At 68.7% G+C, this 22,721-nt stretch carries 10 protein-coding genes; 4 read left to right on the top strand and 6 right to left on the bottom strand.

The window, feature by feature from the left end; all coding sequences use genetic code 11:
• Positions 1–192: 192 nt before the first annotated feature.
• Positions 193–11,889, top strand: coding sequence for a LamG-like jellyroll fold domain-containing protein (locus Apa02nite_RS02490; RefSeq protein ID WP_203823627.1), 11,697 nt, complete (start codon positions 193–195; stop codon positions 11,887–11,889).
• 79 nt (positions 11,890–11,968) lie between these two features.
• On the top strand, positions 11,969–12,718 hold the full coding sequence (locus Apa02nite_RS02485) for a hypothetical protein (RefSeq protein ID WP_203823626.1): 750 nt from the start codon (positions 11,969–11,971) through the stop codon (positions 12,716–12,718).
• Positions 12,719–12,840: 122 nt separating this feature from the next.
• On the opposite strand, the gene Apa02nite_RS02480 is transcribed toward Apa02nite_RS02485, so the two are convergent.
• Entirely contained in the window at positions 12,841–12,990 is a 150-nt protein-coding gene (locus Apa02nite_RS02480; RefSeq protein ID WP_203823625.1) for a hypothetical protein, read from the bottom strand.
• Between the two features lie 614 nt (positions 12,991–13,604).
• Here Apa02nite_RS02480 and Apa02nite_RS02475 point away from each other — a divergent pair.
• Positions 13,605–14,084 carry a hypothetical protein gene (locus tag Apa02nite_RS02475; RefSeq protein ID WP_203823624.1) on the top strand — a complete coding sequence of 160 codons (480 nt, stop codon included), beginning with the start codon at positions 13,605–13,607 and terminating at the stop codon, positions 14,082–14,084.
• 82 nt (positions 14,085–14,166) lie between these two features.
• Here Apa02nite_RS02475 and Apa02nite_RS02470 read toward each other — a convergent pair whose 3' ends face one another.
• The 5 genes from Apa02nite_RS02470 to Apa02nite_RS02450 all read right to left on the bottom strand — a co-directional run bounded on the left by Apa02nite_RS02470 (position 14,167) and on the right by Apa02nite_RS02450 (position 19,345).
• On the bottom strand, positions 14,167–16,158 hold the full coding sequence (locus Apa02nite_RS02470; RefSeq protein ID WP_203823623.1) for a beta-1,3-glucanase family protein: 1,992 nt from the start codon (positions 16,156–16,158) through the stop codon (positions 14,167–14,169).
• A gap of 250 nt (positions 16,159–16,408) precedes the next feature.
• Entirely contained in the window at positions 16,409–16,612 is a 204-nt protein-coding gene (locus Apa02nite_RS02465; protein WP_067697690.1) for a cold-shock protein, read from the bottom strand.
• 227 nt (positions 16,613–16,839) lie between these two features.
• Entirely contained in the window at positions 16,840–17,703 is an 864-nt protein-coding gene (locus Apa02nite_RS02460; RefSeq protein ID WP_203823622.1) for a TIGR03620 family F420-dependent LLM class oxidoreductase, read from the bottom strand.
• Between the two features lie 295 nt (positions 17,704–17,998).
• Entirely contained in the window at positions 17,999–18,748 is a 750-nt protein-coding gene (locus Apa02nite_RS02455; RefSeq protein ID WP_203823621.1) for a hypothetical protein, read from the bottom strand.
• Between the two features lie 105 nt (positions 18,749–18,853).
• A complete protein-coding gene (locus Apa02nite_RS02450; RefSeq protein ID WP_203823620.1) occupies positions 18,854–19,345 on the bottom strand; it encodes a hypothetical protein in 492 nt (163 codons plus the stop codon).
• 291 nt (positions 19,346–19,636) lie between these two features.
• Here Apa02nite_RS02450 and Apa02nite_RS02445 point away from each other — a divergent pair, with 291 nt between their 5' ends.
• Entirely contained in the window at positions 19,637–22,705 is a 3,069-nt protein-coding gene (locus Apa02nite_RS02445) for a S8 family serine peptidase (RefSeq protein WP_203823619.1), read from the top strand.
• The last annotated feature ends 16 nt before the right edge of the window (positions 22,706–22,721 follow it).

The raw sequence follows: 22,721 nt of genomic DNA, 5'->3' as shown, positions 1-22,721 counted from the left end.
CACAGTGGATGCCGTGAACTCGGGTTTAGGCCCGCCAGGGCTGGGTAAACAGGCGCGCCCCGTTCAATAGGATCTTGTGAAGATCGATGATCTTCCCTCATGCTTCGCCGATCCTTGGAAGAAGCTGAGAACGGGGCTCGACATATGAGGCGGCGGATCGCTGTCGTCACAGCGCTCGCTTTGGGACTGTCGGTGGGTGTGCCACCGGACGTGGTGCCCACGGAACGAGATGGATGGCCGCTCTCCGGGCTGCTGTCCGCCCTCCGGCAGGTGCCCGCGCTCGCCGCGGTCACCGGATTGCCGAAGCAGGAGCGCGGTGGCGCAACCGGTGAGGTGGACCATTACGTGTCCACCGCGACGACCACGGTGAACGGGGGCGCCGGGACGGCGCCCGGCCGTGGCAGGGGCATCGCCGACCCGGCGCAGCCCGGGCAACCGGCGCAGAAGAAGTTCACCACCCCGGGGAAGCCGGGTGACGCCACCAGCTTCGACAAGCGCACCAGCAAGCGGCTGCCGAAACGGTCGACGGCGACCTACGACGAGTTCCAGAACGAGGACGGCTCGTTCACCCGGGTGCTCTTCGACGAGCGGGTCAACTTCAAGGCCGCGGACGGGTCCTACCAGCCGATCGACACCACGCTGACCAAGCGCGGCGACGTCCTGGAGACCGCCGCCAACTCGATCGACGTCGCGCTCGGCGCGACCGGCGCCGACGGCACCCCGAGTGCGTCGATCGCCCCGTCGTCGTCGCCCTCCGCGTCGCCCTCCGTCACGCCCTCGGCCTCGTCCGCGCCGTCCTCGCCCTCGTCCGCGCCGTCGGCCGGTGACGCCCTCGCGACGGTGACCACGGCCTCCGGCTACTCGATGGCCTACGACCTGGCCGGCGCCGCCGCGGTGCCCGCCGTGCTGAACGGCTCGACCGCGACGTACCGCGAGATCCTGCCCGGCACCGACCTCGAGCTGCGCACCACCAACGACGGTCTGAAGGAGACCCTGGTCCTGGCGTCGCCGGCGGCCGGCCACGAGTGGGTCTTCCCGCTGAAGCTGGACGGCGTGACCGCGGAGAAGCGGAGCGACGGCTCACTCGAGTTGGTCGCCGCGGACGGCAAGGTCGCCATGCGGGTCCCGCGGGGCTACATGCAGGACTCCAAGGTCGACCCGCACTCGGGCGCACCGGCCGAGTTCGGCGCGGTCCGCTACGACCTGATCACCCTCGACGGCGGACAGGCCCTGAAGGTCACCGCGGACGAGGCGTGGCTCGCCGACCCGGCGCGGCAGTACCCGGTCCGGGTCGACCCGACCATCGAGACGGCCGACACCGGTGACATCTTCACCGACGACAGCACCTCGACCGTCGAGCACAACGGCGACAACCTGCCGGTCGGCACCTGGGACAGCGGCACCACCCGGTCGCGCTCGTTCATGCACTTCGACGAGTTCGACGACAACGGCCTGGTCGGCACGCAGATCAAGTCGGCGAAGCTGTTCATGTTCCACACCTGGTCGTACAACTGCGCCGACCACGAACCGATCTACGTGCGGCGGGCCACCACGAAGTGGACCGTCGCCGACATCGAGGCGGCCGACGGCAAGCTGAGCGCCGGGCCGAGCTACTCGTCGCCGATCGCCCAGTGGGTGATCAGCGACAACACCCCGGCGTGCAACAACAGCGGCGGGGACCGGGGCAAGGGCGCGATGCGGTCGGTGGCGCTGCCGACGCAGACGTTCAACGGCTGGTCGACCGGCACCATGTCGAACTTCGGCCTGGCGCTGACCGCCTCGGAGACCGACTCGTCGGCGTTCAAGCGGTTCACCTCGGCCAACTACGGCGGGTACGACACCGACCCGCGCCTCGAGCTGACCTACGACTACAACACCGACCCGCAGGTCAACGAGCAGTACCCGGCGTACGGGGCGTCGGCGGCGACGCTGACCCCCGAGCTGATCGCCGACGCCAGCGACCCGGACAACTGGCCCAAGACGCTGGAGTACAACTTCTTCGTCTATGACAAGGACCAGAAGACCCAGATCGCCACCTCGGACTGGCAGGCCAAGAAGTCCTGGACCGTGCCGGCCGGCACGTTCAGCTGGAACGAGTCGTACTACTGGACGGTCCAGGTCCGCGACGGGCTTGCCGACAACCACGAGTATTTGATCAAGAACCTGCTGGTGACACCGGTACCGCAGCCGTCGATCACGTCCGCGCTGTCGCAGAACTCCGGGCAGGGCTTCGACCCGGTGATCGGCAACTACACGACCACGGCCCAGGACGCCATGGTCAACACCGTCGGCCCGCCGCTGGAGATCACCCGCTCGTACAACAGCGGTGACCCGCGCACCGGGCAGGCGTTCGGCGCCGGCTGGTCGAGCATCATCGACGTCAAGGCCACCGAGAAGCCGGTCACCATCAACGGCTCGCAGCGGGTCAACACCGTCGTGGTGACCTACCCGAGCGGCCGGGAGCTGGCGTTCGGGCGGAACAACAACGGCAGCTACTCCTCGCCGGCCGGTCAGGCCGCCACCTTCACCGAGGTCACCACGGACGGGAAGCGGACCTACCGGCTGACCGAGAAGGACGGCACCACCTACGAGTTCAAGCAGCTCGTGGACGGGTCCGACGAGTACCCGGTCGCGTCGATCAAGGACATCTCCGGGCGCGCGCAGACGTTCACCTACACCGACGGCCTGCTCGCCACGATCACCGCGGCCTCCGGCCGGACCCTGGACCTGTACTGGACCGAGACCGCGCCGAAGCACGTCGCCTACGTCGCCACCGACCCGGTCACGCCGGGCGACTGGGACTCGGTGAACACCTGGTGGTACTCGTACACCGGGGACGCGCTGACCAAGGTGTGCCCGCCGGACAACTGGGAGAAGTGCAACACCTACAAGTACGACACCACCGGCTCGCTGTTCCCGACCGCGACGGTCAACGCCCGGCCGCACTCGTACTGGCGGCTGAACGAGACCGGCGACACCAAGATCGCGGCCAGTTCGATGCTGGAGAACGGTGGCGCCGACGTCGGCGTCTACAGCGGTGTGACGCTGGGCCAGACCGGTCCACTGGCCGGCTCGTCGGCCACCGCCACGGGCTTCAACGGGACGTCCGCGCAGCTGCAGATCCCGGCGAACCTGGCCAGCGACGGCGCGAACCAGGCGATCAGCATGTGGTTCAAGGCGTCGAAGACCGGCGGCGACGGCGTGCTCTACGGCCAGTCGATGGAGGCCGCCGCCTCGACCGCGGCCACCACCAACCGGGCCTACAACCCGACGCTGTACGTCGGCGCGGACGGCCAGCTGATGGGCGGCTTCGCCAAGGCCTCGAAGCTCGGCGCCTCGCTGGGCACGCTGACCGCGGTCGGCCAGGGCCAGTGCCTCACCGTGCCGGGCAACGTCTCCACGAACGGGACCCGGCTGGCGCTCGCCAACTGTGCCGGCACCGCGAACCAGGTGTTCACCTGGGCCACGACCCGGCAGCTGCAGGTGACCACCGGTGGCGTGGTCAAGTGCGTCGACACCGAGGACCAGGAGGGCACCAACGGCACCGACCTGGTCATCAACACGTGCGCCTCGACCGCCGGCAGCCAGGACTGGAACGTGCAGGCGGACGGGCAGATCGTCAGCGACTACTCCGGGCTGTGCCTGGACTCGGTCGGTGACGGCTCGCAGACCGGCGCGCTCATGCAGATCTGGGCGTGCGGCAAGACGCGCCCGGTCGACCAGCTGTTCCTGTCCCGGATCCACACCCCGATGGCGGCCACCGCCACGGTGAACGGCGTGACGTCACCGGTCAAGGTGAACGACGACGTCTGGCACCACGTCATGCTGTCCGCGTCGGGCAACCGGCAGGACCTGTACCTCGACGGCAAGCCGGTCGCCGCCGAGACCGGCGTGACCGTGCAGGACATCGCCCCGGCGTCGGCGTTCGTCGGCAAGGGCTTCCTCGGCGGCGCGTGGCCGAACCAGTCGCACCCCAGCACCTACAGCAACCTGGGCACCCGCGACTACTTCACCGGGTCGGTCTCCGACGTGGCGCTGTTCGACAACGCGGTCGACGGTCAGCTGGCCGCCGACCTCTACGCGGCCCGGACCTCGGTCAGCCTGCTGACCTCGGTGGTGCGGCCCTCCGGCAACGCCACCGCGGAGATCTCCTACAACACCGCCACCAGCCGGGTGAGCAAGGTGATCGACGGCAACGGCGAGACCTGGACGCCGGAGACGCCGGCCATCGTCGGTTCGACGAAGGTGTACGAGAGCGGTGTCCTCGGCGGGGCGCCGACGAACTACTGGCGGATGGCCGAGTCCGGCGTCACCGACGCGAAGAACGAGGTCAACGGCGGCGTCGCCACCTACAGCACGGTCACCCTCGGCTCGGTCGACGGCCCGTTCGGCGCAGCCCTCGGCAAGGCGGCGTCGTTCAACGGCACCAGCTCGTACGTCTCCCTGCCGACCGGGGTGGCGCCGGCCGGGAACAGCTCCGTCTCGATGTGGTTCAACACGACCACCACCAGCGACGTGCTGCTCGGTATGAAGAGTCAGACCTCCAGCACGCTGCGGTACGACTCCCCGTCGCTGTGGATCACCCCGGACGGCAAGCTGCGTGCGCTGTCGCCCTCGGTGACGCCGACCGCCCCGCTGAACTCCGTCGGGGTCAAGGGCAAGTGTGCCGACGTCACCAGCAGTGGCACCGCCGACGGCACGGTGGTGCAGAGTTACGAGTGCAACGGCTCCGCCGCGCAGAACTGGACCCTGGTCTCGGGCCGGTTCGGCGGCGGTGACCTGACGACCGTGCAGGCCTTCGGCAAGTGCCTGACCCCGGCCGGGAACGCCAAGGTCAGTGGCACGAAGATCGTCCTCTCCACCTGTAACGGCAACAGTTCACAGGACTGGGAGCCGGCCGGCGGCGGGCTGCTGAACTCGTTCTCGGGCCTGTGCCTGGACCTGCCCGGCAGCTCCAAGACCAACGGCACCGACCTGCAGCTGTACACCTGCAACAAGAGCGCCGCACAGACCTGGATCCCGTCGCTGGCGAGCAAGGCCGCGGTGAACGACGGCAAGTGGCACCACGTGGTGCTCAGCACCAACGGCACCGCGCAGACGTTGTACGTCGACGGCGCGGCAGCGCAGTCGACCACCGGGTCGGTGGCGATGGCCCCGTCCCAGATGACGCTCCTCGAGCCGACGAAGTACACCCTCGGCGGTGGCTACATCGACGGGTCGATCACCGGCGCCAACTGGTACTACCTCGACTCGAACACCACGCCGTACTACAAGGGCAGCCTCGCCGAGGTGGCGTTCTACGCCTCCGAGCTCGACGCCTCCCAGGCGCAGTACCAGTTCAAGGCGCGCGACGCGGTCAAGAACGCGCCCTCCGGCCAGATCAACTACGTGATCACCGGGCCGAAGGACCACGAGGACAAGGCGACCCGGACCACCACGGTCAACGACCTGCTGTACGGCCGGAAGGTCGCGGAGATCGACGCGCTCGGCAACGAGCTGCAGTACGGCTACAGCGGCAAGGGCAACCTGCGCACGGTCACCGACGGCAACGGCAACATGACGATCAACGAGTACGACGTGCGCGGCAACGTCGTGTCGGTGACGACGTGTCAGGACCGGTCGCAGAACATCTGCTCGACGTCGTACTCGCTGTACTACCCGGACGCGACGACGGTCAGTCCGCCGGCGAACATCCGTAACGACCGGCTCATCGAGATGCGTGGCGCCGGATCGAAATCGGTCACCGATGCCACGTATCTGACCAAGTACGAGTACGACGACCAGGGCAACCGGATCAGCGAGACCGATCCGCTGGGCCGCCGTACGACGATCAGCTACACCGACGGGGTGAAGCTCGCCGACGGCTCGATGCGAGGCGGCTACCTGGGCGGATCCGTGCCGGCCGGCCTGCCGTGGCGGGTGGTCAAGCCGGGCGGCGGGATGCAGACCATCCTCTACCTGCCGAACGGGGACATCGCCCAGACGACCGACCCGGCCGGCGCCACGACCCGGTACGAGTACGACGGCCTCGGCCGTACGGTCAAGGAGATCGACGTCGTCGGCGGGGTGGTCGGTGCGACGGTGTCCTACGTCCACGACCGCCTGGACCGGGTCGTGTCGGTGACCGACGCCGCGACGACGAACGCGGTGACCAACGCGGTGCACACGCCGGTGACGACGCTGTCCTACGACGTCGACGGCCTGATGACCACCGAGACGGTGTCCGACGCCACCGGCGGGGACGCTCCCCGGACTGTGGTCTACGGCTACGACGCGCACGGCCGGCGGACCTCCGAGTGGGATCAGAACGGCAACGAGGTCAAGCTGGGTTACGACGGCTTCGGCCAGGTGAACCGGCAGACCCACGCGGACGGCTCGACGGTGCTGACCAACTACGACGGCGCCGGCAACGAGGTGTCGACGGTGGTCAAGGGCTTCACCGGCGACCCGGAAGCGCCGACGGCGGCGCGCGACCTGAAGGTCCGGCAGCTGGCCTACGACCCGGCCGGGCGGCTGGCGTCCGAGACCGACGGCATGGGCTTCGTCAACGAGTACAAGTACACCGACAACAACCTGCTGGTGTCGGTGACCCGGACCAACGGCTGTGACCCGGCCAAGACGCCGGGCTGCACCAAGCAGTCGTACGTGCTGGAGAACAACACGTACGACGTGGCCGGGAACCTGACCACGCAGATCACCAACAACGGGCGGACCAAGACCACCCGGGCCTACGACGCCGCGGGCCGGAACACGAGCGCGACGCTCGAGGTGACCGAGGACGGCGAGACCACCACCACCCGGACCACGACGTACACCTACTCGGCCGAGGACGAGCTGCTGAGCACGTCGTTCAGCGACGGCACCTCGGTGCTCGGCCTGGCCGGCAGCGCGTACGACCGGCTCGGCCGGGTCCGGCAGCAGACCAGCTACCTGTCCGCGGACGTCACCCCGACGATGCGGTGGAAGCTGGACGAGAAGTCCGGCACGACCGTGGGTGACACGGCGGGCAACAGCATCGGTACGGCGACCGGCACCGGCTGGTCGACCGACCGGGGCGGCGCGGCCACCTTCGCCGGTGGCACCTCGGGCTCGATCGCCGGGCCGGCCCCGGTGGACACGCTGCAGCCGTACACGCTGAGCGCCTGGGTCAAACTGGATGACAAGAGCGTCGACCGGTACGTGGCGGCGCTCGCCGGTGACATCGGCAGCTCCGCGCTGAAGGTGTACTACGAGAACAAGACCAACTCGTGGCGGCTGGCCATGTCGGTGCGCGAGGCCGACGGCGAGACGAGCTGGCCGAGCAGCGCCAGCACGTACACCAGCGGGTCGGCGACGGCGGACTGGACCCACCTCGCGGTCGCGGTCACGCCGAACCCCGCGGCCGGCGGCACCAACACCGCTCAGCTGTACGTCAACGGTGTGGTCAAGGCGGCGCTGTCGACCACGAAGCAGTTCAACAACCAGGCGACCAGCCTGCTCGTCGGCGCGCAGAACGAGACGACCGGGGTCTTCTCCGGCCAGATCGACGACGTGCAGGCGTACCAGAAGGCGCTCTCCGCGACCGAGATCGGGCAGCTCCAGGCCGGCACCCTGCCGGCGGCCGGCGCCCAGGTCAGCCGGAGCACCTACCAGCTGGACAGCGACGGCACGATCACCTCGGCGGCCGACGCCAAGGGTGTCGTCACCTACATCGCCAACGACCAGGTCGGCCGGGCGGTGACCACCACCGGCCCGGCGATCACCACGGTCACCGGCGAGGGCGCCGCGGCCCGCGAACGCGCGATCTCCCGGATCGGGTACAACACGTTCGGTGAGGTGACCGAGCAGCAGGACCCGAACGGCAAGATCGTGACCAACCGGTACGACGGTCTCGGCCAGATGGTCGAGCAGACGTCGCCCGGCTACGTCGCGCCTACCGGTGGCGCGCCGATCTACGCGAAGACGGCGGTCCGGTACAACAGCGTCGGGCAGGTCGTCTCCAGCACGGATCCGCTGGGCGCCGTCACCGACTACACCTACGACCAGCTCGGCCGCACCACCAAGGTGGTCACGCCGGACAAGGGCGTGACCCGGTACACCTACGACGACAACGGCGAACTGCTCGCGCACACCGACCCGAGCGGGGCGCAGGCCCTGTCGACGGTCGACTACCTGGGCCGGACCCTCACCGCCACGGAGGCGGTGCGGCAGGCGGGCACCGGATACACCACGAGCTACACGTACGACAACAGCCCGTGGCCGACCAGCGTGAAGTCGGCCGGCGGGGTGGTCACGACGGTCAAGTACAACAGCGCCGGTGAGCAGACCGTGGTGACCGACGCCGCGGGCAACGCCACCAAGGTGCGGTACGACGGCCTCGGCCGGCCGGTGAAGTCGACCGCGCCGGACGGCAGCTACACCACCGTCGCGTACGACCTGCTGGGCCGGACCGTCGGCACGTCGGACTACGCGGCGGGCACCGGCGAGCTGGTCAGCACCCAGTCGCAGCGGTACGACATCGTCGGCAACACGCTCGCGGCGAGCAACGCGTACAACCCCGCCGTCGCCGCGAACACCGATCTGCCCGGCAGCAAGCACGAGACCACGTTCGAGTACGACGAGGCCGGGCAGCTCATCTCCCAGCGCGAGCCGATCAGCTCCGCGGACGCGCTCGTGTCGACGTTCGGCTACGACGTGGGCGGGCAGCAGACGCGGTTCACCGACGGGCGGGGCAGCCGGTTCGTCACCACGTACAACTCGTGGGGTCTGCCGGAGTCGCAGATCGAACCGCCCACCGCGAGCACGCCGGCGGCGGCCGACCGCACCTTCACGATGTCCTACGACGCGGGGGGCCGGGCTGTCCGCCTGGACTCGCCGGGCGGCGTGACCGCGACGTCCGAGTACGACGTGATGGGCCGGCTGACCAAGAGCTCGGGCACCGGGGCGCAGGTCGCGACGAAGGACCGGACGTTCACCTACGACCTGGTCGGACGGGTGAAGTCGTTCGGCGGCGCGGCCGGGGCGAACACCCTGGAGTACGACGACCGCGGCCTGGTCACCTCGATCACCGGGGTCTCCGGCAACTCGTCGTACGCCTACAACGCCGACGGCTCGCTGACCACCCGGACCGACGGGGCGGGCGTCACCACCTACGGGTACGACACCGCGGGCCGCCCGGCGAAGGTGGACAACAGCACCGCCGGCGTGCACATGACCTACGCCTACGACGCCCTGTCGCGGGTGAAGACGATCGCGTACGGCGGCAACACCCGCTCCTTCACCTACAACAAGCTGAAGCAGCTGGAGTCGGACGAGGTCAAGACGTCGGCCGGCGCCAGCGTCGGGAAGATCGCCTACGGGTTCGACCTCGACGGCAACCTGACGAAGAAGACGACGACCGGCTTCAACGGGGCGTCGACCAACACCTACAAGTACGACTGGGCCAACCGGCTCATCGGCTATGACAACGGCGTCACCCCGCTCGTCTACGCCTACGACAAGTCCGGCAACCGGATCCAGGCCGGCACCAAGACGTTCACCTACGACGAGCGCAACCAGCTCGTCTCGGACTCCGCCGGCACCACCTACACGTATTCGCCGCGCGGCACGTTGACCTCGACGGTCGCCAACGGCGTGGAGACGAAGACCGTCACCGACGCGTTCAACCAGGTCATCTCGCAGGGCACCAAGACCGGCGGTACGACCACCTACTCGTACGACGGTCTGGGCCGGCTGATCCTGCCGAACCTGACCTACACCGGCCTCGGCAACGACGTCGCCAACGACGGTGCCACCGCCTACGTCCGCGATGTCGGCGACAACCTGGTCGGCGTCGCCTCCGGCACCACCCAGCGGTACGCCTGGACCGACATCCACACCGACGTGGTCGGCGAGTTCGAGGCGTCCGGGACGGCACTCTCCGGGTCGGTGTCCTACGACCCGTGGGGCAAGGTCGTCGCGAGCGGCGGCATGCTCGGCAAGCTCGGCTACCAGCAGGAGTGGACCGACCAGGGCACTGGCAAGGTCAACATGCTGTCCCGCTGGTACGACCCGGAGACCGGCACGTTCGACACCCGCGACGCCGCGAGCAACAGCCCGTCCCCGGGCTCGGGCGCGGCCAACCGGTTCGCGTACGCCGAGGGCAACCCGATGACCAACACCGACCCCAGCGGTGAGGGTGTCGGCGGCAAGTGCGGCCAGTACGACTACGCCTGCGAGGTGAAGAAGTACCAGGCCGCGCTCCAGGTCTACAACCTGGCGATGGAGGCGCGCGACCGGGACATGAAGGCGGTCGGCACCGAGATCGTCCGGCAGGAGGCCGAGTACGTCCGCGCGCTGCGGGAGAGCAACACCAACCTGCTGGACATCCTGCTGCAGGTCGGTATCGGGATGCTGCTCGACATGATCGGCTACAACTCGGTGGTCGGTTGCCTCGGCGGCAGCATCATGGACTGTGTCGACCTGGCGTTGAGCGCGGTCGGCCCGATCAAGGCCCTGAAGATCGGCCGATCGCTGTACAAGGCGGCCGACCGGGCGTTCGCCGGATACCGGTTGTGGAAACGGATCGTCGAAGGCGCCCGCACGGTGATGCGCCGCGCCCAGGACCTGATGAACATGGCGCGCAAGAAGCTCGGCGACCTGATGTCGAAGGTCCCGAAGAAGCCGAAGCCGCCGAAGAAGAAGCCGAAGCCCCCGGCGAAGAAGAAGCCCAAACCCAAGCCGAAGCCGGAAAAGAAGCCGGCCCCGTCCAAACCGGCGAAGAAGCCGAAGCCGGAAAAGGCTCCGAAGAAGCAGGACAAGCCCAAGAAGGCCAAGCCCCAGCAGACCAAGCAGAAGCAGAAGGACAGGGCCGAACCGAAGAAGAAGTCCAAGGACAAGCAGCAGGAACAGGACGACGACGAGGGTTCGGAGACCGCGGAGACGTGCCCGACCGCGCCGCCTCCGCAGGACGACGACCAACCGCACAGCTTCGATCCGTCGACGCTGGTGGTGATGGCCGACGGCTCCACCCGGCCGATCGCCGAGGTGAACGTCGGTGACTCGGTCCTGACCAAGGACCCGGGCTCCGGTGACGTCACCTCGCGGCAGGTCACCCTGCTGCACTCCAACCGCGACCTGGACCTGACCGACGTGACGGTCGCCGAGAAGCCGGCCGACTCCACGACCCGGACCGAGGTGCAGACCGAGGGCAAGGGCGGCCGGAGTACCCGCGGCCCGACCGAGTCGACGGTCCTGCACACCACGTCACACCATCCCTTCTGGGACGCGACCACCGGTGATTGGGCAGAAGCCGCCGACCTGGTTGCGGGCACATCGACCCTGACCGGCCCGGACGGCGAACTCCAGTACGTCACCGCGGTCCACGTCTTCGCCGGCGCCAAGGTCATGCGCGACCTCACGGTCGCCGACATCCACACGTACTACGTAGTCGCCGGGGCCGGACCGGTTCTCGTACACAACAACAATTGTTTGACGCCTGATGAGCGCGCGCATGCCAGAGCTTCAGAAAATGCTGCATACTCGACGCGGCCGGGAAATTCGACATCAAAGTCGGGAGCTACTGGTGGCTATCTTTGGATCAAGGGGCATGGAACGTTTGATCTTTCATCCGACAAGCTTCACTCCTTGATCAAGAAGAATATGGACGAAATTCCGGCGGAAGCGCGCCCTGATCCGGACACATTTTTTGGTTCACATGTTGAGGTGCAAGCCGCCACGTTGATGAGAATCCTGGCGAAACAGGCTGGCCAGGGTGCTCCCAAACTGGAGGCTAGGCTGATGGTTTCCAAGCCTGGTGGTCCCTGCTCCTTCTGCTTGCCCAATGTGGCGGGAATGTTGCCAGAGGGTTCAGCATTGACAGTGCGATCTCAGTTGCGACAAGTGTTTAGCGAAAAGCTTTTCGAGAACTAGAATAAGTGCAGACGGTGGGCGCGGCAATGCGAGCCGCGCCCACCGCTGCATGAGGGTGGGGTGTGGCATAATATAAAGGATGATCGACGAGTTTCCTGAACCTTCAACGATTCTCCAGGCTGTCGACTGGTCCGGCTTGGAGAATGCTGATGGATGTGCTTACCCCGAAACCCCGGCCAAGCTCGCTGACCTGGTGGCGACCGATCCGGGCGCCGTTCAAGGTGCTCTCGATCACCTCGACAACGCTTTGCTTAACGACGGGGTGGTCTACTCCGCGACAGCTCCAGCGGTCCGGTACGTCGCCGCGCTCTTGGGTGATCCGAGAAGCCGGAAATCGCTCGCTCCCGACTGGGAGAAGGGGAAGTACCCGCTTCGGGGTAAATTGCTGACATGGTTGTCTAATGTCGCCTACGATGTGAGTGTGCAGTCGGAACAGCGAATCCGGTCTTGGGCAGGATATGCGCCGACAGTTCCATTTCCTCGTTTTCTGGAGATTCGGAGCCTCTATCCACTTATTTTCCCAAGCGTCGATGCATATCTAAAAGATCCGGATCCGAAGGTTAGGGAAGCCGCTCTCGTCGCGGCCGTTCAGTTGCTGGAATCCTCGGATTTGGTATCCCAGCGTCAGCTATTTGTGCCTTTAGTTAGGAACTTTCTTTCCGCTAGTTCGGATAAGTGGCTCCGGGGTATAGCGATCGAGGCATTGGCGACCTGGGGTGAGAATGTGGATTCGCTCAGGAGTGTTGCTGACTCTGAGCGGGTCGGTGATGATTTACCGAACAGTGACTGGGATTCCAGTGAAGGGCCGATCGATGAGCCGCCATTCTGATAATTTGCACTGCGGTTCGGTCGGCGCAGATCAGGCGCGGCATGAGCTGTGGTGCGGCGTAGATTCGCCGGCTCGGCTGGCGGCTCGGTGATTGTCCGGCCAGGCATCGTTCCTGATGCCGGTCATACGTCGGTGAGTTGCCAGAGGTGGACAGCGGTCCGGTCCTCGGTCACGGTGTACCAGGCGCCGGACCCGGCCGGCCGGGCCGGCCCGACGACCGCGATCGGGTAGCCGACCTCGCCCCGCAGGGTCAACTCGCGGGCGTCGACCACCCAGCGGCGGCCCGGGCCATGGGGCGCGTCGGATTCCGCGGTGCCTGCGACGATGGTTTCCGCATTCCCCTCCGTCCGGGTGCACGTCGAGCAGGATCAGTTCGTCGTCCACCTGCTGAGCGGTCAGCTTCTGGCCGTCCCACCGTCCCCAGAGCACCGGGGAACCCTCTTCGCCCTCACCGATGCTCAGACCCATCCGGCTCGGGTCGGGTGGTGTCGTGTGGAAGGACATCGAGCCGGTGGTGTTCGTCTCCGCCCGGCCGAGGACTTCGCCGGTTCTGGCGTCCAGCACCACCCACAGCTCTGTCCACCGGGCGCTTGCAGATCCAGGGTCACGAGCTCGGTGTCGCCACGCTGGACGAGCAGCCCGCGGCCGGGCCGGTGCAGCACACTCGGGGTATCGGCGGACCCAGGGCCGAGCGGTGCCGAAACGGTGGCGACAAGACGAGCGGGAATCGCCACTCGGTCCTCCTGATGCGCAAGGCGCAGCTTCGCTCGGGGCAAGGCATGCTTGATCGTGTGGTGGCGTCACAGTACCGAGCCCCGGGTCCGGTGCCCTCGGTCCCACGGATGATCCACCGTGAGCCGGCCGACCGGGGAAGGAGGCAGGCAGGATGCTCGACCAGACGGAGCCTTTGGTAACGCTGTTCGACACGTTCACCGGACCGGGCGCTCCGGGTGCCCAGCAGGTGGCGGAGGTTTTGGCCGATCTCGGATGGTGGGTCACCGGCCGCCGCGCCGGCAACTGGGAGGAGTGGGCCAACGGCGACTTCCGGGGATTTCGTGAGGCGTTCGGCCCGATCGACAGTTTCCAGGTGATCACCGTCCTTCTGGAACCGGAGGAGGGCGCCGACTTCGACGAGCTCTACCAACGGTTCGAAGACGGATTCGATCAGCTGTCCGCCTGGGTCCAGGACCGCCTCGGCGAGCCCACTATGACCTCGGAGTTCGACGACCCGCAGCTGCCGATTCCCGGCCAGTTCGACCGTGCCGACGTGTGGCCGGCGGAGCCCTGGTCCGTGATGACCTCGTTCCAGCACGAGGACAAGGAAGCGCCGCTACGGCTGGCTCTCTGGTTCTTCCGGGAGGGCTGACGTCACTGAGGGACGCACGACGGGCCCGGTGACAGCGACCTCTGATCGCTGTCACCGGGCCCGCGTTCGCGGAGCCCGCCGGTCAGGCCTTGGCGAACTTCTGCGCCGCCGAACCGTTGCAGTCCCAGATCTGCAGCCGCGTGCCGTTCGCGGTGCTGCCGTTCGGCGCGTCCAGGCACCGGCCGGACTGCGGGTTGCTGATGCTGCCGTTGCTGTTGACCACCCAGGTCTGCGCCGCGTTGCCGGTGCAGTTGTGCAGCTGGAGCTGGGTGCCGTTGGCGGTGCCGCCACCGACGATGTCCAGGCACATGCCGAGCGTGGTCAGCGACTGCCCGGTCCACGCCCAGTGCTGATCACGAGCGGTCAGCTGACAATCCCAGATTTGTACGACAGCGCCGTCCCCACCATTGTCGTCCCCGGCCACGTCGGCGCACTTGCCGCCCGGGGTGGTGAGGTTGGTGGCGCCGCCGTTGTACGCGAACTTCTGCGCCGCGGACCCGTTGCAGTCCCAGATCTGCAGGCGCGCGCCGTTCGCGGTGCTGGCGTTCGGCGAGTCCACGCACCGGCCGGACTGCGGGTTGCGCAGCGAGCCGTCCGCCTGGGTGACCCACTGCTGCCCGCCCACACCGTTGCAGTCCCAGAGTTCGAGCTGGGTGCCGGCCGCGCTGCCGTTGCCGATCAGGTCGAGGCAGCGGCCCAGCGTCTGCAGGGTGCCGTTCTTCAGCGTCCAGTGTTGGTCCTTGGCGCCGGACTGGCAGTCCCACAGCTGCACCGCGGTGCCGTTCGCGCCGTTGTCGTCGCCGGCCACGTCCACGCACTTGCCGCCGGGGCCGGTCACCGCGTACCCGGTGGTCGAACCGCCGCCACCGCCCCCGCCGCCACCGCCGACGAACGGGGAGAGGATCGCCCCGGCCGAGGTCGGGTTGCTCGAGTAGACCAGTGACTCCTGGTTCTGCACGTCGTCGAAGGCGAACGCGTACGCCTTGCCGTCGGCCATGTTCGCGTGGATGATCCGCGCGTACTGGTTGGTGGGGTTGCTCTTGTAGAAGTCGGCCGCCGACCCGCCCGGCTGGGTGTCGATGGTCCCGAGCGTGCCCCGGTTCAGCGCCGCGCAGAGGGTACGCGCGATCGGCCCCACGACCAGGTCGTTCGGGGCGCCGAGGTTGCCGTCACAGCCCCACACGTTGGCGCTGGACGGCTTGTTGAACGACGCGACCTGCGCGCCGGAGGTATTGGTGAACACCATGGTGTTGCCGGAGGTGCGCCCGAAGTACTTGGTGTTCGGCTGATCCCCGAACGGCACCACGGTGAGCGTCTTGCTCGCGTAGGCGTTCCACGCCGAGTTGATGTACGAGTCGAGGTAGGTGCTGCTGAGCAGCCCGGCGTCGGCGGACTTGCCCGGCGAGAGGACGCGCAGCACGGTCCCGTCCGCGCGGGTGACCACGGTGTTCGCCCAGCCGGACTGCGCCCGGATCTGGTCGATCACGTTCTGCCGGCCGTTCGCGACCACCGCGCCGGTGCTCTTGGTGCCGTCACTGCCCGAGACGGTGACCACGTGCGGGACGGCGAACATGTCCACCTGCGAGCTGTTCAGCCACAGCCCGGCGTCGTTGTAGGTGAACTCGCTCCAGTCGAACAGGATGTCGTGGTTCGGGTCGCCGGAGGCCCACGGCGCGGGCTGGACCAGGCCGTCCGGGGTGAGGAAGAACTTCAGCTTCGCGCCGAGCGACATGTAGAGCCGGCCGGAGAAGTTGCGCGGCAGCTGGACGGTGGTGTTGCCGCCGTTGCCGGGCCCGCCGATCGCGACGTCCGGCGCGGGGGAGGGCGGCAGCGAGCCGGCCGGCCAGGCGTTGAAGGTGCCGCCGGCGGTGACGTAGCCGAGCCGCCCGGTGGTGAGGTTGACGCCGATGACGTAGAGGTAGGTCGCGTCGCCGCGGCCGGTGCTGTTGGTGACCGTGAACGGCAGCAGGTTGGGTCCGACGGCCTCGGCGGCCGGCGCGGCGACCACCGCGCCGATCGGTATCGCCGTCACGAGGGCGGCGAGTGCACTCAGCAGCCTTGATCGTGTGGACATGGGGGTCTCCCGGGGACGGTAGGAGGGTGCCCGTCGAGCAGTCGGGGGAGCGACAAGGGCGGTGCGCAGTCGGAGAGAGCGCTCTCTGAGGATTGACCAGCCAGTAACACTTGTCAATAAGTAACCCTTACAGTCCCCGCAAGCGCCCGCCTGGCGGCCCTCAACGCACGCCGGTGCCGTGGAAATCCGCGCGGAAACGCCGAACGGCGGCTCGCTGCGAGGCAGCGGCCGCCGTTCGGTGAAACGAAGATCAGATCGGACGGATGTTCTCCGCCTGCAGGCCCTTCTGGCCCTGGGTGACGTCGAACTCCACCTTCTGGTTCTCGTCGAGGCTGCGGAAGCCGCTCGACGCGATCGCGGAGAAGTGGGCGAAGACGTCAGCGCCGCCGTCGTCCTGCGTGATGAAACCGAAGCCCTTGTCGGCGTTGAACCACTTCACGACACCTGTAGCCATGTCTGCTCCCTCGCAGGGTGTTCGAGACCGCAATGTGCAGTCTCGGCCGCCGCGTTGATCACCCCGCGCCGAAACGACACGAAAAACGAAAAGCGCCTGGTGGGTTCAGATAACCCGATCAGGCGCCGAAAGCGTTTACGGAAATCAAAACTGCAACGAGGGAACCGTAGCACAGAAATTCCGGCCCGGTGGCCCGTGTCGTGGCGGACGCGGGCCACCGGGAAAAGTCAGATCAAGACGGCGGCGAGGGCGCGGAACGCGTCGCCGGGGAAGGCGGCGCTGTCACCCCCGTTGAGCACCTGGATCGCCACCTCGTCGGCGCCGGCCCGGTAGTGCTTCTCGACGCCCGCGGCGACCTGCTCGGGCGTACCCCAGGGGATGATCGTATCGACCAGGCGGTCGCTGCCGCCGGCGGCGAAGTCGTCGTCGGCCCAGCCGAAACGGCGCAGGTTGTTGGTGTAGTTCGGCAGTCCGAGATACCCGGTCGTGTACTGCCGGGCGGTGGCCCGCGCGGTCACCGGGTCCGCGTCGAGGACCACCGCGACCTCGGTGGCGAGCAGCCGGTCCGGTCCGAGCGCCGCACGGGCCTCGGCGGTGTGCTCGGCCGGAACGAAATAGGGGTGCGCCCCGGCGGACCGGTCCCGCGAGAGCTCCAGCATCCGCGGGCCGAGCGCGGCCAGAATCCGCCGTTCGGGTGCCAGCCCGGCCGCGTCGAGCGCGTCCAGATATGCCACCATCTTCGAATACGGCTTGCGGTAGGCGGCGTCGTCACCGTCGACGAGAACGGCGTGGCTGGCGCCGAGACCGAGCAGGAATCGGCCCGGGTGCGCTCGTTCCGCGTCCTGAGTGAACGTCGCCACCTCGGCCGGCGTCGAGTGCCAGATGGACACGATCCCGGACGCGACGCCGATGCGCTCGGTGCCGTCCAGGATCTCGCGGAACCGCGCGGGAACGTCCGCACCGAAACCGGCCGAGAACCAGATCCGGGAATAGCCGAGCTCCTCCAGCTCGACCGCGGCGGCGACCACGGCCTCCACATTCTTGCCGCCGAGGAAGAACGGTTGCCAGACGCTGACGAGTCGTTGTGCCATAGGTCAACACTAGAGGCGAATTTCCCGAACAGATCCGGCGAACCCCGAAGATCAAGATCATGATGTCGTGCGTCCGCTGGGGTGCGGACCGTCGCTCCCGCCGGGACCCCTGCGGGCTTCGCTGGCCGCTGGCGCGTCCAGAACGCGAAGCCCTCCGGGGCGACGTCCGCGGGTGGGCACGGTCACCCCCCGAAAACCGAGTGTGTGAAGTAACGGCGAGCTCCGCACCCGAACTTCACACACTCAGGGTTGGGCGCCGTGCGTGGTGACTGTGGATGCGGAGCGCGCCGCGACGTCACATGCTGTGGGTCAGGAGCTTGCGGAGGGCGTCGGGGACCTGGGCCAGCTCCGCGGCGGCGGGTGCGGTGACCGTGACCGGCTCACCGAAGGCCGAGTAGCGGCTCATGCTGTCGTAGGCCGGGACCGTGCCGTACGCCGGCAGTTTGAGGGTCAGCGCGGTCAGGCGGCCCTCGCCGTCCACGGACGCCTCGAACGGGATCGCCGTCAGCACGTCGCCGGCCCGCTCCAGCTGCTCGGCGGTCGCCGGCACCAGGCCCCGCGACGTCGCACCGGGCGCGGCGCTGAGGTCGATCGTGCCGGTGTAGGCGCCGTCGGCGGTGCGCTGCGCGCTGGTGGCCGCGGCGGTCAGGCCCTTCGCGCCGGTCGGGTCGAACGGGTCACCGAGGTGGACCATCGACGCGGTGGCGAACTCCGCGGTGGAGAACGCGATGAACTTCTTGTCCAGCCCGGGCCAGGCCGACTTGCCGAGCATCAGGTAGGCCTGGTCGCCGAGGACCCGCACCTCCTCCTTGACCTTCTCGCCGTCCATGTCGGTGGTCACCGTGAGGGTGAGCGCCCGCCCGGCCGGGTCGGTGCCGCCGGCCACGTCGACGTTCGGCACGCTCATCGTCACCCGCGCCGGGGCCGAGGCGGTCTTCGCCGCGGCGGCCCGCACCTGCGCGAGCGGGTCGGCGGGCGCCGGCTCGGCGGCCGTGCAGCCGGCCGCCGCCACGAGCAGGCCGCCGGCCAGCAGACCGATGAGCATTTTTGTCCGGACCACGCCACGTACCCCCGAGATCGATCGGCACCACTGCGGTGCGCGACGGCGATGGTAGCCCGGGGCGGGCTCACGTCCGTACCGAGAAACGGGTCAGCCGGCCAGAGCGGCGACCAGGTCGCTGGCCTGCTCGCCGGTGGCGAGCAGCTGGACGTTGGCCGCCGCGGTGCCGCCGCCGACGGTGGCGAACCTCACTGCGGGACTGGTCCTCGCGATGTCGGACACCGCGGCCACCTGAGCGGCGCCGACGGCGATGACGACGCCGCAGCGCCCGTCGGCGAGCGAGGTCAGGTAGGTGCTCGCGTTGCCGGCGGTCTGCTCGCCGTTGACCGCGAGGTACTGCACCCGGACCAGGTGGGCCGTCCCGGCGGCGGACATCGCCGACCACACCGGAGCCGCCTGTGAGCTGCTGATCCCCTGCTGGTCGGTGAGGAGGCAGGCGGTCGCGTCGAGGTATTCGCGCTGCCGCGGCTCGGGGTCCGGCTGCAGTGCCCAGGCCGTCACCGCACCGGCGACGACGACAACGGCGAGACCGCCGAACAGGAGTTGTCGGCGCGTGGGGCGCCATCCGACCTTGATGGACATCGCGGGAGCGTATGTGCTGCGAGGTCGCGGATCAAGATCTTGCATACGTCAATGACTTGTGAGGATCGGCCATCGTGGGCCCTCGTGCCCCGCCGCTTTCCGGCGCTCGCTGCCGCGCATCAGCCGGCCCGGCCGCATTGTTACGGGGAGCGACTCGTTCGGTTACGAGATTGTTTCCCGGGGTACCGGTTTCCGTTCTCCGGCTGGTCGCGGCATCGACGATCTTCGTAGGTTCAGCTCGCTCGGTGCCAAGAGTGCCGGGGGAGAGGAATCACTGCTGTGCAACCGTTCATGGATCATCCCCTCCAGCGGCTGGGGGCCGGCGTCGCCGTGCTGCTCGTCGCGATCGCCGGGGCCGGACTCGCGGCGTCACCCGCTGCCGCCGACCCGCTCGGTGACGGAAAATCGCCGGCCACGCCCACCCTCGCCGGCCGCTACGTGGTGCGACTCGCGGATGCGCCGCTCGCGTCGTACACCGGTGGGGTCAAGGGTTTGAAAGCGACCCGTGCGCCGCAAGGCGCGAAGCTCAGCCGGACCACCGCGGACGCCGGCGCCTATCGCGGTTATCTCGGTGAGCGGCGCGCGGCCGTGGCCAAGACGGCCCGGGTCAGCATCGGCCGCAGCCTGGACACCACCTTCAACGGTTTCACCGCGACCCTCACCACCGGGCAGGCCGCCACGCTGCGCAAGACTCCCGGTGTGGCCGCGGTCCTCGAGGACAAGCTGGTCACCGCGCAACTCGCGATGCCCGCCGACGAGCTCGGCCTGAGCGGGCGGGCCGGGGTGTGGCAGCAGGGCTTCGGCGGCGCCGCGCACGCCGGCGAGGGCACCGTGATCGGGGTGATCGACAGCGGGTACTGGCCGGAGAGCGCCAGTTTCGCGCCGCTGCCCGAGCCGCGCCCGGACGCCGCGGCGATCGCGGCGAAGTTCACGGGCGTCTGCGACTTCGGCGCCGACGAACCGGCCCGCTGCAACAACAAGGTGATCGGCGCCCGCTGGTACGACAACGACGCCCTCTCCACCCTGAACCCGGAAGAGTTCAGGTCCCCCCGCGACAGCAACGGCCACGGTACGCACACCGCCAGCACCGCAGCCGGTCTCAGCGGCGTGCACGCCACCGTGTCCGGCATGGACATGGGCCTGATCAGCGGCATGGCGCCCGGCGCGCGGCTCTCGATCTACAAGGCGCTCTGGTCGGACGGCGCCGGTGGCGCGGTCGGCAGCATGACCGACATCCTCGGCGCCATCGAGGACGCGGTCGCCGACGGTGTCGACGTGATCAACTACTCGGTCGGTGACGACAGCGAGGCGTGGAACCCGATCGACGAGGCGTTCCTGAACGCCGCCGCGGCCGGGGTCTTCGTGGCCGCCGCCGCGGGCAACGCCGGACCGGGCGCCGGTTCGGTCGACAACACCACCCCGTGGGTGACCACGGTGGCCGCCACCGAGCAGGACCACCGCTGGCTGCGCACGATCACGCTGGGCAACGGGCGCACCTACACCGGTGTCGGCATCGGCACCGCGAGCGGCACGGCACCGCTGGTCGACAGCCGGGCCGCGTCGACCATCGAGGGCGACGACTACTGGGCGAGCATGTGCCTGCCCGGCACCCTGGACCCGGCCAAGGTCAAGGGCACGATCGTGCTCTGCGCCCGCGGCGAGTCGGCACGCGTCTCGAAGAGCCAGGTGGTCGCGGAGGCCGGCGGGGCCGGCATGGTGCTCTACCAGCCGGAGTGGGACGCGAACGCGCTGATGGCCGACCTGCACGCGGTGCCCACCGCGCACGTCGACGTGCCGACCGGCGCCGCGCTGATCACCTACGCCGCCACCGCCACGCCGACGGTCAAGCTTTCCGCCGGCACGTTCACCAAGGTCGAGGCGCCCGCCGTGGCCGGCTTCTCGTCGTCCGGGCCGTCCTCGCTCAGCGGCGGCGACCTGATCAAGCCGGACATCGCGGCGCCCGGCTCCGACGTGGTCGCCGCGGTCTCGCCGGCCGAGCACGACGGCGCGTTCACGATGATGTCCGGCACGTCGATGGCGACACCGCACATCGCCGGGATCGCCGCGCTGGTCAAGGCGAAGCACCCGGGCTGGGACACGGCCGCGATCCGCTCCGCGCTGATGACCGGGTCGCGGGACAAGACCGATGAAGGCCACCCTCTGACGTACGTCGATCAGCAGGCGACGCCGCTCAACTACGGGTCGGGCGAGGTCGTACCCGCGACCGCGATCGACGCCGGACTGGTCTACGAGTCCACCCCCGCGCAGTGGGCCGGCTTCCTCTGCGGCGCGTACGCCGGCCGGGTGGACAACAACGACTGGGCGTACGCCCCGGACTGCACCGGCATCACGGCGACGCCGCCCGCCGCGCTCAACTACCCGTCGATCGCCTTCGGCACCATGGTCGGCACCCGCTCGATCACGCGTACCGTCACCAACGTCGGCAAGCGCACCAGCACCTACGTCGCGAAGGTCGCCGCGCCGAAGGGCTACACGGTCACGGTCACCCCGGCGCGTTTCACCGTGAAGCCGGGCGCCTCGGTCACCTACCAGCTGACCGTCACCCACGCCGGCGGCGCGTTCGGCGTACCGGTCAGTGGCAACCTGACCTGGGCCGACAGCCAGGGCCACCGGGTGCGCAGCCCGATCCTGGTGAACAACACCCAGTTGGTCGCGCCGGAGAAGGTCACCGGCACCGGCACCGGCGGCACACTGACCATCCCGGCGCAGACCGGCTGGCAGGGCCGGCTCGAGATCGAGAAGGCCGGGCTCACCGCGGGCGCCACCACCGGCTTCACCCTCACCGGCATGATCGGCAACGCCTGGGACGACCAGTACGCCACCATCCCGAACCCGCCGCCGCCGGCCATGACGGTCGCCAAGATCCACGTGCCGAAGGGCAGCCTCGGCCCGAACGTCCGGATCGACGCGCAGTACACCCGCTGCTTCTTCGACGACGACGAGGAGGGCGCCTGCGGCGACTTCTACGCCAAGATCTTCGACGCGAAGGGCGCGTTCGTCGACGCGCAGTTCATGCACCTGCCGCACACCGCGACGCTGCAGCTGCCCGACGGCGAGGGCGACTACACCCTGGTGGTGGAGCAGACCGACCTGTGGAACCTGCCGGCCGGGCAGAACAGCCAGCAGCTGAGCTACACGGTGATCACCCCGGGCGCTCCGGGCGTGAACACCGGGACGTTCACGGTCAGCCCGTCCCGGCGCACGGTCAAGGCCGGCGCCACCACCGACCTGACCGTGCGGTGGTCCGGTCTGCAGGCCGGCCAGCAGTACCACGGTGTCGTCGCCATCACCGACGGTAAGACCGTGGTCCGGCGCATCCCGGTGACGATCACGGGTTGAGCCGAGTTGATCTGGG

This window comes from Actinoplanes palleronii (assembly GCF_016862315.1).
GTDB classification, from domain to species: domain Bacteria; phylum Actinomycetota; class Actinomycetes; order Mycobacteriales; family Micromonosporaceae; genus Actinoplanes; species Actinoplanes palleronii.
This window is presented reverse-complemented; position numbering and strand designations above follow the sequence as displayed.

Bases quoted from the DNA above. Each gene is read 5' to 3' on its own strand.
- Apa02nite_RS02455 (WP_203823621.1), bottom strand. From the start codon at position 18,748: ATGCTCATCGGTCTGCTGGCCGGCGGCCTGCTCGTGGCGGCGGCCGGC.
- Apa02nite_RS02475 (WP_203823624.1), top strand. From the start codon at position 13,605: ATGCTCGACCAGACGGAGCCTTTGGTAACGCTGTTCGACACGTTCACC.
- Apa02nite_RS02465 (WP_067697690.1), bottom strand. From the start codon at position 16,612: ATGGCTACAGGTGTCGTGAAGTGGTTCAACGCCGACAAGGGCTTCGGT.
- Apa02nite_RS02450 (WP_203823620.1), bottom strand. From the start codon at position 19,345: ATGTCCATCAAGGTCGGATGGCGCCCCACGCGCCGACAACTCCTGTTC.
- Apa02nite_RS02470 (WP_203823623.1), bottom strand. From the start codon at position 16,158: ATGTCCACACGATCAAGGCTGCTGAGTGCACTCGCCGCCCTCGTGACG.
- Apa02nite_RS02445 (WP_203823619.1), top strand. From the start codon at position 19,637: ATGGATCATCCCCTCCAGCGGCTGGGGGCCGGCGTCGCCGTGCTGCTC.
- Apa02nite_RS02460 (WP_203823622.1), bottom strand. From the start codon at position 17,703: ATGGCACAACGACTCGTCAGCGTCTGGCAACCGTTCTTCCTCGGCGGC.
- Apa02nite_RS02485 (WP_203823626.1), top strand. From the start codon at position 11,969: ATGATCGACGAGTTTCCTGAACCTTCAACGATTCTCCAGGCTGTCGAC.